Annotated in this window: 15 protein-coding genes and 2 pseudogenes; 4 read left to right on the top strand and 13 right to left on the bottom strand. The window is 67.3% G+C overall.

Going from position 1 to position 16311, the window contains the following annotated elements; all coding sequences use genetic code 11:
- Positions 1–311 precede the first annotated feature (311 nt).
- The 3 genes from MKK55_RS01570 to MKK55_RS01560 are packed head-to-tail and all read right to left on the bottom strand — an operon-like array spanning position 312 to position 2272.
- Complete coding sequence (locus MKK55_RS01570) at positions 312–1031, bottom strand: cytochrome c biogenesis CcdA family protein (RefSeq protein ID WP_243932954.1); 720 nt, start codon at positions 1029–1031, stop codon at positions 312–314.
- 6 nt (positions 1032–1037) lie between these two features.
- Positions 1038–1427 carry a thioredoxin family protein gene (locus MKK55_RS01565; RefSeq protein WP_243932952.1) on the bottom strand — a complete coding sequence of 130 codons (390 nt, stop codon included), beginning with the start codon at positions 1425–1427 and terminating at the stop codon, positions 1038–1040.
- 44 nt (positions 1428–1471) lie between these two features.
- A complete protein-coding gene (locus tag MKK55_RS01560) occupies positions 1472–2272 on the bottom strand; it encodes a pentapeptide repeat-containing protein (protein ID WP_243932951.1) in 801 nt (266 codons plus the stop codon).
- Between the two features lie 185 nt (positions 2273–2457).
- On the opposite strand from MKK55_RS01560, the gene MKK55_RS01555 reads away from it, so the two are divergent.
- Positions 2458–3132 (top strand): Crp/Fnr family transcriptional regulator, encoded by a 675-nt coding sequence (locus MKK55_RS01555; protein ID WP_243932950.1) that lies wholly within the window; start codon positions 2458–2460, stop codon positions 3130–3132.
- Positions 3133–3674: 542 nt separating this feature from the next.
- Here MKK55_RS01555 and MKK55_RS01550 read toward each other — a convergent pair.
- Entirely contained in the window at positions 3675–4613 is a 939-nt protein-coding gene (locus MKK55_RS01550) for an IS481 family transposase (protein ID WP_243932949.1), read from the bottom strand.
- Between the two features lie 89 nt (positions 4614–4702).
- On the opposite strand from MKK55_RS01550, the pseudogene soxC reads away from it, so the two are divergent.
- Together soxC and MKK55_RS01540 are read left to right on the top strand one after the other, a co-directional pair.
- Positions 4703–5839, top strand: a pseudogene (gene soxC / locus MKK55_RS01545) (sulfite dehydrogenase); the annotation flags it as partial.
- Positions 5820–6371: pseudogene (locus MKK55_RS01540) on the top strand (c-type cytochrome). The pseudogenes soxC and MKK55_RS01540, both read left to right, overlap by 20 nt.
- Before the next feature lie 35 nt (positions 6372–6406).
- Here the strand turns inward: MKK55_RS01540 and MKK55_RS01535 are convergent.
- The 9 genes from MKK55_RS01535 to MKK55_RS01495 form a co-directional block, all read right to left on the bottom strand.
- Positions 6407–7492 carry a YeiH family protein gene (locus tag MKK55_RS01535; protein ID WP_409565999.1) on the bottom strand — a complete coding sequence of 362 codons (1086 nt, stop codon included), beginning with the start codon at positions 7490–7492 and terminating at the stop codon, positions 6407–6409.
- A 155-nt stretch (positions 7493–7647) separates the two neighbouring features.
- Positions 7648–7998: a cytochrome c gene (locus tag MKK55_RS01530; RefSeq protein ID WP_243932947.1), complete on the bottom strand. Its 351-nt coding sequence runs from the start codon at positions 7996–7998 to the stop codon at positions 7648–7650.
- Between the two features lie 11 nt (positions 7999–8009).
- Positions 8010–9224, bottom strand: coding sequence for a molybdopterin-dependent oxidoreductase (locus MKK55_RS01525; RefSeq protein ID WP_243932946.1), 1215 nt, complete (start codon positions 9222–9224; stop codon positions 8010–8012).
- A 47-nt stretch (positions 9225–9271) separates the two neighbouring features.
- Positions 9272–10000 carry a GntR family transcriptional regulator gene (locus tag MKK55_RS01520; protein ID WP_243932945.1) on the bottom strand — a complete coding sequence of 243 codons (729 nt, stop codon included), beginning with the start codon at positions 9998–10000 and terminating at the stop codon, positions 9272–9274.
- Positions 10001–10155: 155 nt separating this feature from the next.
- Positions 10156–11151: an Ldh family oxidoreductase gene (locus tag MKK55_RS01515; protein WP_243932942.1), complete on the bottom strand. Its 996-nt coding sequence runs from the start codon at positions 11149–11151 to the stop codon at positions 10156–10158.
- Positions 11148–12125, bottom strand: coding sequence for a hydroxyacid dehydrogenase (locus tag MKK55_RS01510; RefSeq protein WP_243932940.1), 978 nt, complete (start codon positions 12123–12125; stop codon positions 11148–11150). The genes MKK55_RS01515 and MKK55_RS01510 overlap by 4 nt, the downstream gene beginning before the upstream one ends.
- A 30-nt stretch (positions 12126–12155) precedes the next feature.
- Positions 12156–13541, bottom strand: a complete 1386-nt coding sequence (locus MKK55_RS01505; RefSeq protein WP_243932938.1) for a cation:dicarboxylate symporter family transporter — start codon at positions 13539–13541, stop codon at positions 12156–12158.
- A 152-nt stretch (positions 13542–13693) separates the two neighbouring features.
- Complete coding sequence (locus MKK55_RS01500) at positions 13694–14956, bottom strand: UxaA family hydrolase (RefSeq protein ID WP_243932936.1); 1263 nt, start codon at positions 14954–14956, stop codon at positions 13694–13696.
- Between the two features lie 25 nt (positions 14957–14981).
- On the bottom strand, positions 14982–15299 hold the full coding sequence (locus MKK55_RS01495) for a UxaA family hydrolase (protein WP_147763436.1): 318 nt from the start codon (positions 15297–15299) through the stop codon (positions 14982–14984).
- A gap of 265 nt (positions 15300–15564) precedes the next feature.
- Here MKK55_RS01495 and MKK55_RS01490 point away from each other — a divergent pair, with 265 nt between their 5' ends.
- Positions 15565–16308 carry a sulfite exporter TauE/SafE family protein gene (locus MKK55_RS01490; RefSeq protein WP_243932935.1) on the top strand — a complete coding sequence of 248 codons (744 nt, stop codon included), beginning with the start codon at positions 15565–15567 and terminating at the stop codon, positions 16306–16308.
- The last annotated feature ends 3 nt before the right edge of the window (positions 16309–16311 follow it).

Below are 16311 nucleotides of genomic sequence, written 5' to 3'. Positions count from 1 at the left end.
AGCAGGAAGGGGAGCACTTTTCCGAGTTGCGAGGACGATGAGAGTTGATGGCGAACCGGTCAGACCGGGAGCCGGGACACCCCGCTGAATGTCCAGAGCATCATAGCCCGCAAAGCAGAGTGGGACCCAGCTCGCGGATACCATCAGGGCCAGCAGTCACAAGAACGACTGCATCAACAGGCCGGACACAAGACTGCACCCGACCAACGCGTCAGAAGCTCAATTCGCCGCTTGCAATGCGGGAGCCATCCACACAGGACATCCTCGCCGAGCCCACTCACGACCCATAGCAAGCCTTGAGAAGGGCTGCTTCACAGGCGAGTGGTCAAGCCGGTGAGCCAATCCGGCGAGACGTTGACCAGCGCGGTCTCCGCCGCCTTGTCGTAGCCGGAGGCGATCAACAGGCCGGTGGCAACAAGGATCAGCCCGAGCGCCGCCTTGAGCCCCTTGCCCAGTCCCATCATCCGGTCGCGCCAGCGCATCAGGACCTCGCGTGAGACGGTGCCGAGCAGAACTAGCGGCAGGGCCGCGCCGAGGCCGAACAGGAGCATGGTCAGCGCGACGATGCCAAGATCGCGCCCCTGGGAAGCGAGCAGCGAGGCCGCTCCGAGGGTCGGGCCGACGCAGGGGCTCCACACCGCCCCGAGCAGCACCCCGACGCCGAACTGTCCGAGAAGGCCTGCGGTCGAGAAGCCACCGAAACGGCTCTCCGTCCAGTTGCTTACTGGTCCGGCGGCTACGGCGAGCCGGGTCTGGGCCGCCGGGACCATCAGGACCAGCCCGATCAGGATGAGCATGATGGCCGCGCCGATTCGGAAGATGCCGGCGTCGAGGCCGATGGCGAAGCCAACGGTCGCCACGAACAGCCCGATGGCCACGAAGGACAGGGCCAGGCCGGCGGCGAGCGCGGCCGGGCCGAGCCGGTGTTCCGAGGCGGCCGCGCCGAGCACCAGCGGCAGCAACGGCAGCACGCAAGGAGACAGCACCGAGAGGATGCCGGCGAGGAAGGCGAGGCCCAGGCTCGTGACCATGACGGCTCAGATCGCCTTTTCGAGGAGTGAAGAGATCGCCTCGGGCTTGGTCTCGCCGGCCGAGCGCCCGGTCTCCTTCTCGCCCTTGTAGGTGATGAGCGTGCTCTGCATCGTGGCGCCGAACTGCTTCACCACGTCCTTGCGGCTGTCGAAGTCGACGTCGAACACCTGCAGGTCCTTGAACTTCGGGTCGGCCTCAAGCTTCGACAGGATCGGCTTCTGGGCGGCGCAGGTGGCGCACCACGGAGCGGTGATGTGGACGAGGATCGGCTTGCCGGCCTTCTGGGCCGCCTCGAAGGCGGCGGGCGTGTAGGTCATCTCGGCGGCGCCGGCGGCGGTGCCGAACAGCATAGGGGCGACGGAGAAGGCGGCGAGCAGGATGCGGCGAGTGGTCATGGAGGCTGTTCCCGTGATGGCTGGCTGGGGGTGGAGGTCGGGTCTCAGTTCGAGACCTGCGTGATCGCCCGGTCGACGTTCACGCGGGCCGACCAGTCCTTGGCGCTGTCCTGGCCCTTAAGATCAATGAGGCGGGCGGCTGTGACGTCGACGTTCTTGAAGTCGGCCCCGGCGACGGTCGCGCCGGTGAGATTGGCCCCTGACATGTCGGAACCCATGAGGACCACGTCGGTGAGGTCCGCGTCGGTGAGGTCGGCGTATTCCAGGCGCGAGCGACCGAGGTTCGCTCCCTTCAAGTTGGCACCCTTGAGGTTCACCGAGACGAACACGGCCCGCATCAGGCCCATGGACTGGTTCTTGATGTCGGCGCCGCCCTTGAGGTCGACCAGCGTCGCCCCAGCCATGTTGGCGCCCTTGAAGTCGCCGATGGGCATCGACCGACTGAGGTCGGCCCCGCTCAGGTTGGCGTCGCGGGCGGTGATGCCGAACATCTTGGCGCCCACGAGCTTGGCGCCCGAGAGGTCGGCCTTGATGAACCAGGCCTGCTCCAGATTGGCACCGCTCAGGTCGGCGCCGCGCAGGTTGGCCTTGTTCAGGCGGGCGGTGCGCAGGTTCGCGCCCTTGAGGTTCAGGCCGGACAGGTCGAGGCCGGCCAGCGCCTTGTCGGAGAGGTCAATGGGCTTGCCGTCTGCCTTGGCGATCAGCGCCTCAACGTCGGCCCGGGTCATCTCGGCCTTGGTCATCGCGGGCGAGGTCATGTCGGCCCCGAGCAGCAAATCCTGTTCAGCGGCGGCCGGGCCGGCGACGAGAGCGGCCAGCATGAAGCTTAGGGCGAGGCGGCGCATCAGTTTACTCCCATCAGGTGCCGTGCATGGCCGACGCCCGTATCGTGTTCGTTGTGTCGTGATGCTATGCCGAGCCGCTGCATCCGGTCGGTGACCCAGGTCACACAAGTCCGGCGCGGTGGGAGAAAAACGCAAAGCGAGCCGGACGATCAGCCCGTCGTCCCGGCCTGAGAGCGACGCCGATCATGATGGACGCGCACAAGGTCGAGCATTGGGTCGACCGATTTCCACTTCTCCAGGCGCTCAGCCCGGCGCACCTACAACTCGCCCGGGGAACCGTGCAGTTCCCGGTGCTGGAGGCCGGTGCTACGGCCTACGAACTCGATGGCGAGTGCGCCAACTACCTTATGTGCCTTGAGGGGCGCACGCGTATCTTCCGCATGTCTGAGGGCGGGCGCGAGGTCTTGATCTACAAGGTCGGTCCCGGCGGCACCTGCGCCCTTACCACGCAATGCCTCCTATCCGGCGGTACCTTCCCGGCCCAAAGCGTAGCCGAGGAGCGGACTGAGCTTGCGGCTCTGCCGGTGAGCACATTCCAGCACTTGATGGGCGATAGTTCCGCGTTTCGCAGCTTCGTCATGGACGACTACACGCGGCTGATGTCCGGTCTGTTCACGCTGATCGACGAGGTAGCGTTCGCCCCGCTCAAACAGCGCCTCGCCCAACGGCTCTTAGCTGAAGCCGATCCACGCGGCGTCGTTGCCGTGACCCATCAGAAGCTGGCCGACGACGTCGGCAGCGTGCGCGAGGTGGTGAGCCGCATCCTGGCACAATGGGCCGAAGCAGGCCTGATCGAACTCCGTCGCGGCGCGGTCGAGATTGTTGAACGAACCAGCTTGGCCGCCGCCGGTAGGCGGTGAAGAGCGGCGCGCGCAGCGCCCGATTTCGGGCGAAGAGCTAAGGTCTGATCGCCACCTTAAACCGAAGTTGCCGGGGGGCTGACGAACGGCTGCTTTCGAGAAGCACCGACGGCGGTCCGAGTGGCTGGGTTGGGTCGATGACGGCCAGTCCGCATTGCATTAGATCGGGCGGCGAGGCTGGCGTCACGTGTCGCGCTGGCATCGACGTCTCTGTAATACGAATTTCCGCGTTGGCGGTGGGTCGACGCCGAACTGCTGCCAAGTGATCAATTGAAGCGTTTCCTTTCGGCGATCTCACCAAGAGAACTAGCTCGGGGATGACGCGGTCGGATTGGCGGAACTACAATCTCGCGTCCGACCACGGCCCAATCCAGCTGAGGAGATACAGGGTGAGCGGAACAGAGTCCGATGCCGAAGCGGTCCGAGACACCGAGGCGGTTGCGGGGACGTCGCGCCGGCGGTTCCTCGCGCGGGGATCCGCCCTCGTCTACGGCGGCATCGCTGCCGAATTTGCAGCTAGCCCGGCCTGCGCGAACGGGCCGCTAAGTGTCGTTGCCCAGAAGGTTGTTCAGCCTTTGCCAGGGTGTCTGTCGGCTGAGGGCGGAGTGGGTTCGGCTGGTGTTGTAGTGGTCGATCCAGGGGCTCATGGCTTGTGTCCGCTCGGCGGATGAGGCGTAGGGCTCGGCGTAGATCCATTCACGCAGCGAGGTCTGGATGAAGCGCTCGGCCTTGCCGTTAGTGCGCGGCGTGTAGGGCCGGGTCCGGACATGGCGCAGGCCGGCCTCGGCGAGCAGGTCGCGGAAGGCATGGCTGCGGTAGGCCGCGCCGTTGTCGCTCATCACGCGCTCGACGGTGACGCCATGTCGGGCAAAGAACGCCAGCGCCTCACTCATGAAGGTGATGGCGCTCTGCTTGGTCTCGTCGGGCAGGACGGCCGTGTAGGCGAGACGCGAGGCATCGTCGATGGCCACATGCAGGGCCTCCCAGCCGATGCCGCGCCGGCCGTCGCGCCGGTTGCCGGTGATGCGGTGACCGACGCCGTCGATCCGGCCGAGCTTCTTCGTGTCGATGTGGATGAGTTCGCCCGGCCTCTCGCGCTGATAGCGGATGACCGGCGGCCGAACGTCCAGCGCGCTCAGACGGCCGAGACCGAGACCGCGCAGGACCCGGCCGATGGTGGAGCGCGGGATGGTGAGGCGCTCGGCGATGGTCTGCCCCGTCAGCCGCGTGCGCCGCAGGGCCTCGACCTGCGTGCAGATCGCGGGCGTGACGCGCACCTTTGGCCGGAGGGGCGCCGAGCTTCTATCGCGAAGTGCCCCCGCGCCGCCCGCCCGAAAGCGGGCCAGCCACTTGTAGGCCGAGCGCTCGCTGAGGCCCGCAGCCTGCGCGGCCTCGGCCACGCGCCAGCCTTCGACCAGGATCCGGTTCACCAGAAGGGCTCGACCATGGACCGTCATGCGGGCATGCTGATGGGTGTTCATCCGGGGCGCTCGGTCAGGGTTGGTTGGCTTCGCAACCCCAGCCTCTCACCCCCGCCCCGGGTGAACAACCTTCATAGCTTCGACAGCTAAGCGTACCGCCTTGGATGAAGGTACCGGGCGCAGATACAGGGGCGCAGCCTTACGGGACGCCGTCGCCGTTCGAGGCGCACGTCGTTAAGAACATCCCGAAGACCCTGAAGCAGTCGATATCGGCCTCGGTCCGCACGCCGCTGCAGGAGCTCGACGGGATCATTACGCCCAACGGCCTGTTCTACGAGCGCAACCATGGCGGCGTCCCCGAGATCGACCCGGCTCAGCATCGCCTGATGATCCACGGCCTGGTCGAGCGGCCGCTGGTGCTCACCATGGACGACATCCGGCGCTTCCCGAGCTTGTCGCAGATCCATTTCATCGAGTGCTCGGGAAACCCCGACTTCAAGGCGGTGCATGCGGGCCAGACGGCATCGGACCTCGTCGGGCTGCTGAGCTGTGCCGAATGGACCGGCGTTCGGCTCAGGACGGTGCTCGAGGAGGCCGGGCTCAAGCCCGGTGCCAAGTGGGTCATCGCCGAGGGCGCCGATGCGGCCGCGCTGACCCGCAGCATCCCGATCGAGAAATGCCTCGACGATGCGCTGCTCGTCTACAGCCAGAACGGCGAGCGCCTCCGCCCACAACAAGGCTACCCGCTGCGTGTGCTGCTGCCCGGCTTCGAGGGCAACATGAACGTGAAGTGGCTGCGCCGCCTCAACGTTACGGACGAGCCGGCCTATTCCCGCGAGGAGACCGCGAAGTACACCGACCTAATGCCGGATGGGACCGCGCGGCAGTTCACGTTCATGATGGAGGCGAAGTCAGTGATCACGCGGCCGTCGGGCACGCAGCGGATCGAGCCCGGCTTCAACGAGATCACGGGGATCGCCTGGAGCGGGCGCGGGAGGATCGCCCGGGTCGAGGTCTCGGTCGACGACGGCCGGACCTGGCAGGAGGCGCAGCTTCAGACACCAGTCCTCGGCAAGGCGCTGACCCGGTTCCGGCTGGCTTGGACCTGGACCGGCGCGCCTGCGATCATCCAGAGTCGCGCCATTGACGAGACCGGGTACGTGCAGCCGCTCTTCGCCGAACTGGCCGATGCCCGTGGGCTGAACTCGTTCTACCACAACAACGCTGTCATCCCGTGGCGCATCGCAGGAAGCGGAGAGGTGTCGAATGGCTATGCCAAGGCTTAGCGGCGCTGCGGCCGTCCTGATACTCGTCGGCGCCGCGAACGCCCTGGCCGCCCCAGCCTCGGCTGAAGGTCGATACGGCATCGGACGCGCCGCCACCGAGGCGGAGATTGCCGGCTGGAACATCGACATCGATCGTGACGGCAGGAAGCTCCCCGCGGGAAACGGCAGCGTCGCGCGTGGCCGTTCGGTCTTCGCGGAACACTGCGAGTCCTGTCATGGCGAGAAGGGGGAGGGCGGCATCGGCGACAGCCTCGTCGGGGGACAGGGCACGCTGGCCTCTGCCAAACCAAAGAAGACGGTCGGGAGCTTCTAGCCCTATGCACCGACGCTGTTCGACTACGTCCGCCGTGCGATGCCGGTGAACGCACCGCAATCGCTCGACGACGACGAGGTCTACGCTGTGGTCGGCTATCTGCTGAACTTGAACGGCCTGCTGTCGGACGATGCCGTCCTGGATGCCCGGACGCTTCCGGCAGTGCGGATGCCCAATCGCGACGGCTTCGTTCCCGATCCGCGGCCCGACGTGCCCTGAGGCGAGGCGGCGCGCGTATTCCCGAACGATGGCGGTCAGGCGATCTCAAGGGCCCAGATCAGGAACAGGCTGACGACCAGTAGGACGACGAGAGAGCCGGTCACCGCCAGAGTGACCCGTCCGCCGACTCGCGCCAAAACCCGCACGTCGACGCCGAGGCCGAGGGCCGCCATCGACACCACGGTGAGGAGGCCCGCGAGACGCGTCACCGGCTGGGAGGCCGCGTCCGGAACGAGCCCCAGCGAGCGCAGGCTCGCCAGCGCCAGGAAGCCAAGAATGAACCAGGGCACGATCTTGAAAAATCCGAGGCGGCCGGGCCGGACCTTGGCCGAGGCGCCCTCCGCCGGCAGATGCGGTGCGATAAACGAGAACGCAACGACGACCGGCCCGAGCATCAGGACGCGCACGAGCTTGACCAGGGTGCCAACCTGGGTCGCCAGGAGGCCGACCGGGACCGTCGCGGCAAGCACCTGCGGCACCGCGTAGACCGTGAGGCCCGCCAGCGTCCCGTATTGATGCTCAGACAGGCCGACGAGGGGGATGAACAGGGGGAGGCCCAGTACCATCAACACGCCGAGAACCGCCGTGAAGGCGATGGCCGCGACCACGTCCTTGCTGTCGGCCCCGATCACCGGCGCCACCGCGGCGATCGCGGAGTTGCCGCAGATGGCGTTGCCGCAAGCGACCAGGATCGCCATGCGGGGTGGCAAACCGAGCATCCGGCAGATGGCGTAGCTGGCGACGATCGCCACCATCACTGTGCCGACGATGCCGACGAGGAGGCTCGTACCGGACGCGACGATGGCCCCGAGGCTGATCGAGGCGCCGAGCAGGGTGACGGCGAGTTCGAGCACTTGCTTCGCGGAGAACGCAATCCCACCCCGGAAGCGCTCGCCAGGGCTCCACAGGGTGCGTAGGGCGATCCCGAGCAGAATCGCGATCACCAGCGCCTCAACATAGGGATGGCCCGTTACCCGCTCCTCCAGAGCCTGCACGGCCAGCGCCACCACCGTGACCGCCAGACAGACCAGGATGCCGGGCACGAGCGAGACGACCCAGCCGCTGGCTGCTTCCGGCCTGCTCGCTCCGGCGGCGGCCGTCGTCATATTCTTGGCGCTCATGCGAAGATTTCGAAGCTCCTGGTGCCTTTCCGTGATGGATTCGGAAGAAACACCTGCCTTGGCCGCCGTCGGCGAGAGCGATGTCAGCCCCCATCACTGACATCCTCTAAGATCCCGGCGCTTTTCAAATCGGGGCCCATCGTCAGTCCCAACGCCTAGTACGCCCCCGCGAGGTAATCGGCGATGACTTGACTGTCCGCATCGCTGATCGCCGCATGATAAACCTTGCGCATCTTCGTCACCTCGCTGGTCCAAAAGACCGATCCTTTTCCAGGCGGCTGCATCGCGATGTAGTCGACCGAATGGCAGCTCTGGCAGTTAGCCTCGGTCGCCGCGCGGCCCGCGTCGTGGCTGGGCGCGGGCCGAAGCTGTGCGGTCGGCTCCGGCAGATCGTAGCTCCGGGGCGCGGCAGCGGCGGGCAGACCAGCCAGAAAGCCGGCTCCCGCAAGCGCGGCCGCGAGGGGAAGGAACGTCTTCCCGGCCGTTCTCCTTATGACCCTCGTCATCGTGATCCTCCTCATGCCGCCCGCACCCGAACGGACTCGATGAAGTTGCGCATATAGCCCGGCGGGTTCCACCGGGGCTCCATCGGCTGGGTAGCGCCGTCGTTGGCCGTGGCCTTGACCCGGATCGCGTGCGCCCCCGTGGCCAGATCGACTTCCGCGTTCCAGCGCCGGAAGGCGTAGCCGCCGAGGTCTTGCTCAAGCTTGGCCGGACACCAGCTCCGCCCGTCGTCGGCGGAGATCTCCACCGTCTTGATGCCGGAGCCGCCGTCGAAGGCGATGCCGCGCAGGGCCACCTTGCCCGCCTTGACGTCCGCCCCGTCCGTTAGGTTCGTCACGAAGGAGCGGACGTTAAGGCGGCCGATCGGTACGGTCTTGTCCGCCGCCTTGCCAGACTCGGTGCAGGCGCAGGCGTTGTCCGGGATGCGGTAGGCCGTCTTCATCCAAAACCCTTCGTAGGGCTTGTCGAGGACGGTGACGGCGTTGAGGTGCTTCACCCAATAGGTACCGTAATAGCCTGGCACCACGAGGCGCAGCGGGAAGCCGTTGAGCCAGGGCAGGTCCTCCCCGTTCATGCTCCAGGCCAGCATCACCGCCCCGTCGCGGGCGTGGTCGAGGGTGAGCGCCTTCGCAAAGTCCGGCGTTTCCGGAAGGACCGGCCCGTCGAGCCCTTCGAAGGAGACCTGCACGGCTCCGGCCTTCACGCCTGCCTTGTTAAGGACGGTCTTCAGGGGCACGCCGACGAAGCGGGCGCAGCCCATGGCCCCGTTCGCGAGCTGGCCGCCCGCGACCCGCGGCTCGACGAAGCCGCGCGAGTTGCCCGAACACTGGTTGACCGCGACCACCTCGGTTCCGCCCATCTCCTTGAGGTCGGCGAGCGAGAGGGAGACCGGGCGCTCGACATGGCCGCCGATCTCGACGCGGAAGGCCTGAGGGTCGATCTCGGTGGGGATGTCGGCGAGATGGTAGCGCACGAAGAAGGCGTCGTTCGGGGTAATCGCGCCTTCGTCGAACACTGAGAACGGCGTTTCGAGCTGCGGCGGCCGCGCGGTCATCTGCAGGAGCGGGCGCTTACCAGGATAGGCCACGAGCGGCCGCTCCCCGTTGCCGAACGGGAGTGTGACGGCCTGGCCGGCCCGGGCGGCGAAGGGCGCTAGGGATGCGCCGGAGGCCGCGAGCAGCCCGGCTCCGGCCTGCATTAGGAGTGTTCTGCGATCGATGTTGGTCATCCCGGCATGTCCCCGTCCGGCTGAAGGCGCCTGCAGCGTCCGCGCGGTCATCGCAGGACGGAGGCGTAGTGAATGTCTTCGGTGAGACACGTCGACAGGCGCCACTCCACAGGGCGATCCTCCAGATCGACGGCGATGCGGTCGACCTCAAGCACCGGTGTCCCCGCCGGCTTGCCCAGCAGCTCCGCCTTGTCTGGGTCGAGCGGAATCGCCTTCAGGCGCTCGTGCGCGGTGGCGATGGTGATCCCGAACCGGGTGGCGTAGAGGCTGTAGAGCGTGTTCGGGAGCTCCATCGCCGCTAGTCCGGGAAACAGGCTCGACGGAACCGCGATCGTCTCGAACAGGCAGACGCGTCCGTCGAGAGCGCGCACCCGATCCAGCCGCACCACGCGCGCGTTGCGTAAGAGGGCAAGACGGTCGCGCTCGTCGACGGTGGCAGCGGTCTCTGCGATCGAGACGACCCGGCTCGTCGGCGTGCCGGCCACCGCCCCGTCGGGGCGCAGCTTGAAGAAGCGGAAGACGCTCTGCACGTCGTCGTGCTCGGCCACGAAGGTCCCGCGCCCCTGGCGGCGCACCAGCAGGCTGTCGGCGGTCAGCGCGTCGAGGGCCTTCCGGACCGTCCCTTGGCTGACGCCGAGTTCCGTCGCGAGCACCCCCTCGCTCGGGAGGATCTGGCCCGGCTGCCAGACCGCGTCGGCGAGGCGGCGCAGGAGCGTGTCGTAGACTTGCCTGTAGAGCGGCCGGAAGCCCACCGCCTGACCACCCGTACGTTCCATGTCGGCGCGCCCTCGATCCCCGGGCGTGGGAGGAAGGAGGGAGAGCTTTCCCAGCACGGTGTTACGTTCTTCGTTAAGGCCGAGCCTCGCTCCGGGCAATCGCTCGATCCGGAGGGCCGGCGGCCGGGGGCGGGACCCGTCCGGGATGATGGCCTTCATCGACCGAGCGCCTCGATCTCGGCCACAAGGGCGGCCGGGACGGCGAGGCCCTCGGCCTCGGCCCGGACCCGGAGGGCGAGGCGGCGCGCACCGGGCAGGCGGGCTCCGTCCTGGGCCTCTATGGAACCGGCGAGGTCCGCGAACCGCGCCAGCGCCCCTGGCCCGAAGGCATCCGCCGCGAACGCGATGAAGAGTTGACCGGTGCCCGGAGGATCGCCATCGGCGTCGAGGAACGAGCTCGCCTCTCCGGCGAACCGCCCCCCGGTCAGGCCGGCGGCGAGGAGTTCCACCATCAGGGCGAGCGCCGTGCCCTTGGCGTCGCCGAGCGGCACCATGGTGCCTTTGAGGGCCGCAGCTGGGTCGGTGGTCGGTTGCCCAGCGGCATCGAGGGCCCAGCCCTCGGGAATCGCCTCGCCGCGCTGGCGGGCGGCCATGATCGCGCCACGCGCCACTTTCGAAAGGGACAGGTCGACGACGATGGGGGCGCGGCTCGGCAGGGGGCAGGCGAAGGCGAGGGGGTTCGTCCCGAAAACCGCCCGCGACCCTCCCCAGGGGGCCATGGCGGCGGGGGTGTTGGCCAGCAGGATCGCCACGAGCCCGGCCTCAGCCAGGGCCTCGACAGGCCGGCCGGCCGCGCCGCAATGGTGCGAGCGGCGAATGCCGGCCGCCGCAACGCCCTGTTCCCGGACGATCGCCGGAAGTTGCTCCATTACCGCGTCGAGGGCCGGATAGGCGAAGCCATGGGCGGCGTCGATGGCCAGCAACCCGGGCCGGGGTCGCGTCACTGCGACTGTGGCGTCGCCCACCACTTTGCCGGCCTGGACCTGGGCCGCGTAGGAGGCCACCCGCGAGAGCCCGTGGCCCTTCAACCCGTCGGCCTCGGCGCCGACGAGGGCGCGGGCGACGCTCTGCGCGGCAGAAGCCCGCGTTCCGCAGCGGCACAGGGCTTCTGCGACGAGCGTGTGGGCGGCGGCGAGGCTTAAGGTGGTCATGGTCGACCCTCGGAGAGGTGGCGGCGCACGGCCTGAGCGGTCACGCGCGAGACACGCACGTTCGATTCCTGCGTCACGCCCGCGATGTGCGGCGTCAGGATGAGGTTGGGCAGATCCCGGAAGGCCGCGCCTGCGGCGGTGTCGAGGGGCTCCTGCTCGAAGACGTCAAGGGCAGCACCGCCGAGATGCCCGGACCGCAACGCGTCCGCTACGGCCACGCCGTCCACCACCTCGCCCCGCGCGGCATTGATCAGCACCGCCCCGGCCGGCATTCGGGCGATGGCGCCCGCATCGATCATCCCGCGAGTCTCGGGTGTCAGCGGCACATGCAGGGACAGGACGTCCGCGCTGGCGACGAGCGCCTCGAGATCGACTCGCGCCACCGCACCGCCATCCGGCCGCCAGGCCAGGTCGTCGGCCGGCAGAAAGGGGTCGTGGGCCGTGACCTGCATCCCTAGGGCGAGGGCGCGGCGGGCGGTTTCGCGGGCGATGGCGCCGAACCCGACGAGGCCGAGGCGCTTGCCCGCGATCTCCCGGCCCATCAGCGCGTTGCGCGGCCAGGTCCCGGATGCCACCGCGATGGTGGAGCCGTAGGCGCCGCGCAGAAGCAGCATCGCAGTGCCGATCACGTACTCGGCCACCGCGACGTCGTTGGCGCCAGTGGCGGGGTAGACCGCGATGCCGCGGTTCCGGCAGGCGTCGAGGTCGATATTATCGAGGCCGACGCCGAGACGACCGACCGCCTTGAGATCGGGTGCGGCGGACAGCAGTGCCGCGTTCACCTGGGTGCGGTTGCGGACCACGAGGGCGTCCGCATCGGCCAGCACCTCCCGTAGGTCGCTCGGCCGGTCGACCAGGCCCGGGTCGTAGAGCGTCGCGAACGCACCGAGCTCAGCTGCGATGGCAGCCTCGTCCATGAATTCGCTGATCACGACCTTCGGTACGCGGCCCGTCGGGGTGTCTGATGTCGGCATGGCACTGGGACTCTGATTGCGCACTGAGGTTCAGGTGGCAGCAACCCCGGCGGGCATCGCCCCGTGACGGACGGGTTTCGAGGCAGCTCTCGGCGGTGCCGGTTCGTCGATCACCTCGTCCGGCTCGTCGAGGCTGTCGAAGTCGGGCTGGATGCGCCCGTCCAGGACGTCGCGGGCATGGGCGAGGTCGATCTTGCCCTCCCACCGGGCGATCACCAGCGTGGCCACCATGTTGCCGATGGCGTTGGTGATGGCGCGCAGCTCGTTGAGGATGCGGTCGACGCCGATGATCAGCGCGATGCCGGCGACGGGCAGGAGCTGGGACGCCTGAAGCGTCGCGGCCAGCACGAATAGGATGGCGCCGGCTACACCCGCTACGCCCTTGGAGGTCACGAGGGCGATCGCGAGGAGGCCGAGCTCCTGCTCCCAAGTCAGTGGGATGTTCAGGGCCTGGGCGATGAAGCCGATTGCCATGGTCAGGTAGATGCACGACCCGTCCATGTTGAAGGACAGGCCGGCCGGCATCACCAGACCGGTGACGCCCTTCTCCACGGAGAGGCCCCCGAGCTTGGCCATCAGGCGGGGAAGGACGGACTCGGTGCTGGTGGTGCCGAGGAGAATGAACATCTCTTCGCGGACGTAGAGGAACAGCTTCCATAGGCTGAGACCGACGTAGAATCGCATCACGCTGCCGAGGAACAGCACGATGAAGACGAAGAACGTCAGGTAGAGGGATACGATCAGCAGTCCGTACTGAGCGAGGATGCCGAGGCCGAATTTGCCGATGGTGAAAGCCATGGCACCGAACGCCCCGATGGGCGCGAAGCGCATGATGATGCCCACGACCTTCATCAGGATATCGCCGAAGGCGTGGATGACCTTGAGGGGGAACTGTCCCTTCGGCCCCATGGCGGCGAGCCCCATCCCGACCAGCACGGAGAAGAACATCACCTGCAGAAGGTCGCCCTTGGCGAAGGCGTCGACCGCACTGTGCGGGATGATGTTGGCAATGATCTCCATCACGCTCTGGGCATGCGCCTTGCCGGCGATGGTGGCGACGCTCTTGGCATCCAGGCTCTCGACCGTGGCGTTGATGCCGTCGCCCGGCCGCAGGAGGTTGACGAACAGCAAGCCGGCGCCGAGCGCCACGGTGGTCGAGACCTCGAAGTACACGAGGGTCTTCAGACCCATGCGGCCGACGCTCTTCATGTCGCCGACATGGGCGATGCCGACCACCACCGTGCAGAAGATCACCGGCCCGACGACCATCTTGATCAAGTTGATGAACATGTCGCCGAGGACCTTCAGACCAACGGCGAAATTCGGAAATAGGACGCCCACGACGATGCCGAGCGCGATGCCGATCAGGACCTGACCGTAGATCGACTGCAGGAATTTCGATCCTGAACTTTTCACTCGCGTTCCTCCCGTAGAACCTTCGAACGGGATGCGCCGCATCGCTACTGTGCGGTCTTCATCCCTTGGCGAAATTCGCCTTCGCGAAACCCCGATGGCGTCGGGATGGGGCGCCGCGTTCCTTACCGGAACGCGGCGGGAGGGCTCGCCGGTTAGGCGCTCCGGTACAGCTTCGTCATCACGAACTCGCGGTGGCCGAGGGATTCGGCGGCCGTGAGCCGTCCGTTCGCGGTGCGCACGACCATGTCGATGAGCGCGTCGCCCGCCTGCGGGATGGTCATCTCACGGGTCAGGACGCCCGAGACGTCGACGTCGATGTGCTCGCCCATGGTCCGGACCGTGCGCGGGTTGCCGGTGATCTTGATCACCGGGACGATCGGATTGCCGATGACGTTGCCTTGCCCGGTGGGGAAGGTGTGGACCACGTAGCCCGCCGCCGCCATCAAGGTCACGCACTCGGCCGCCGCCGACGAGGTATCCATGTAGTACAGGCCCGGCCCCTTGGCGGGGGACTCGGCCGGCTGCAGCGCGTCGATGTAGCGGCAGTCGTGGCCGATCTTCTCAAGGTTGCCGAGCGCCTTCTCCTCGATGGTGCTCAGGCCGCCGAGGATGTTGCCCTTGGTCGGCTGTGAGTCCGAGAGGTCGTCGGTCTTGTGCGCCTCGATCACGTCGTCCTGGTAGGACTTCCACATGGTGAACCACTTGTCGCCGATCTCGGGCGAGGCCGCGCGTTCGCGACAGAGGTGCTCGGCGCCGGTGATCTCCGAAGTCTCGCCGAACACGCCGTAGATCCCCTGCGGGATTAGCTTGTCGTAGAGGTTGCCCACGGTGGGGCAAGAGGACAGGCCGGTGGTGGTGTCGGACTCGCCGCACTTGGTCGAAATCCAGAGGTCTGCGATCGGGCATTCCTCGCGGGGCAGCTCGGTCGCCCACTGCACGAAACGCTTGGCCTGGTAGCTCGCCTTGGCGATGGTGGCGATGTCGCCGTGCCCCTCAATGCCGAATCCGACCACGGGCTTGCCCGTCTTGGCGATGCCTTCGACGATCCGGTTGGTCCACTGGTCCTCGATCCCGATGACCACCACGGCCGCGACGTTTGGGTTCGAGCCGATGCCGATCAGGGTGCGGAAGTGGAGATCGAGATCTTCGCCGAACTGCAGCCGGCCGTAGGCGTGGGGCAGGGCCATCGTGCCCTTGACGTTGTTGGCGACCGCCTCGCAGGCGGCGTTCGAGAGGTCGTCCAGGGGCAGGAGGACGACGTGGTTGCGTACGCCGACGCGGCCGTTCTCGCGGCGCCAGCCCAGGAAGCTGGCGGCCTTGACGTCCGTTGAGGGCCGAGCGGAGCCGAGGGCCCCCGTCGCGAACTGGTCGGGGGCTCCGCCAACGAAGGGGGAGGTGGTCTCTGGGGCGTTCATGATCGTCTCTCCGGGCATCGCGACCTCACCAGCGCTTCGTCTTGAGGTTCTGGACGTGGACATGCTCGCCCTTGGCGACGTCCTTGATGATCTTGCCAATATCCTGGCCGTACTTAATAGCGGTGTCGCCGGCCTTCAGGTCGGTGAGCGCCACCTTGTGGCCGATCGGGATGTCGTGGCGGACGTTCACCGCGAAGGTCGAATCGTCCTCGGTGATGACGCCGAACGCATCGGTGTCGGCGCTCAGGCCCTCAATGACAGCGACGGCAACGTTGTCCAGCGGGCTGTGGGCGAGAAGGTGCGGCTTCGTCCGCCCCTCGCCCGATCCGGCGTGGCTGCTCATTCCAGGATCCTCCTTAGTGAAGCCGTCGGCTCTTTGCAGCGACTGAGTCTTGTATAAGACATCAGAATTTGTGTCGTCAATCATGGATCTCAATGAAAGCTCCGGCGATCGGAAAACGCGCTTCGTGGCTTACGCCGCTTCGGGTACCAAACGCTCTCTCGCGCGCCGCGACGAACCTGCTTGATCAGTCATTAATCTTATATAAGACATATTGTCGGCTGCATCTTGCGCGGCCCGACGCGCCGTTCGGAGACCGAGACGCACCGTGAGCGAAACCCTCCAGATCGTCCTGTGCCTGAGCTGCGCCGGCCTCATCTCCGGTCTGACGGGCTTCGCCTTCGCCCTGGTGGCCTCTGGCACCCTGCTCTCGATCCGGGCTCCCATCGAGGCGACGGCCCTCGTGCTGACCTGCAGCATCCTCTCGCAGGCACTGTCGGTGATACGGCTGCGGACCCTGCCGCCGCGCGCGACGGCACTGGCGATGATCGGTCCCGGCCTCCTCGGGGCGCCGATCGGGATCTACCTCCTCAAGGACCTCAATCCCGAAGTGGTGAAGGTGATGATCGGGGTCTTCCTGATCCTCTACAGCGCCGTGGTGGCATTGCTGCGCACCGACTACCGGGTGTCGTACGGCAATGCCTGGAGCGACGGCGCCGTGGGCTTTCTTGGCGGCATCCTCGGCGGCATCGCCGGGCTGTCGGGCGCGCTTCCCACCGCCTGGAGTCTGGTGCGCGGTTGGGAGCCGCGTATGCAGCGCGCGGTCTACCAGAGCTTCACCCTTGTCCTGCAGGTCTGGTCCCTGACGATCCTGGCCGCGTTCAATCCGTTCCCGCTCGAGCTGATGGCCGATCTCGCTCTGGGCCTCCCGATCGTCCTCGTCAGCGTGCTGGCCGGGCTATCGCTGTTTTCCCGTATCGACCAGCGCCGGTTCCGGTCCATCGTCCTGGCGCTGCTCGCGGCCATCGGCTTCACCACCACCGCCCTGGCGCTCCCGGGTCTGTTTCACTGAGCC

It is taken from the genome of Methylobacterium sp. J-059 (genome assembly GCF_022829485.1).
Classification (GTDB): domain Bacteria; phylum Pseudomonadota; class Alphaproteobacteria; order Rhizobiales; family Beijerinckiaceae; genus Methylobacterium.
This window is presented reverse-complemented; position numbering and strand designations above follow the sequence as displayed.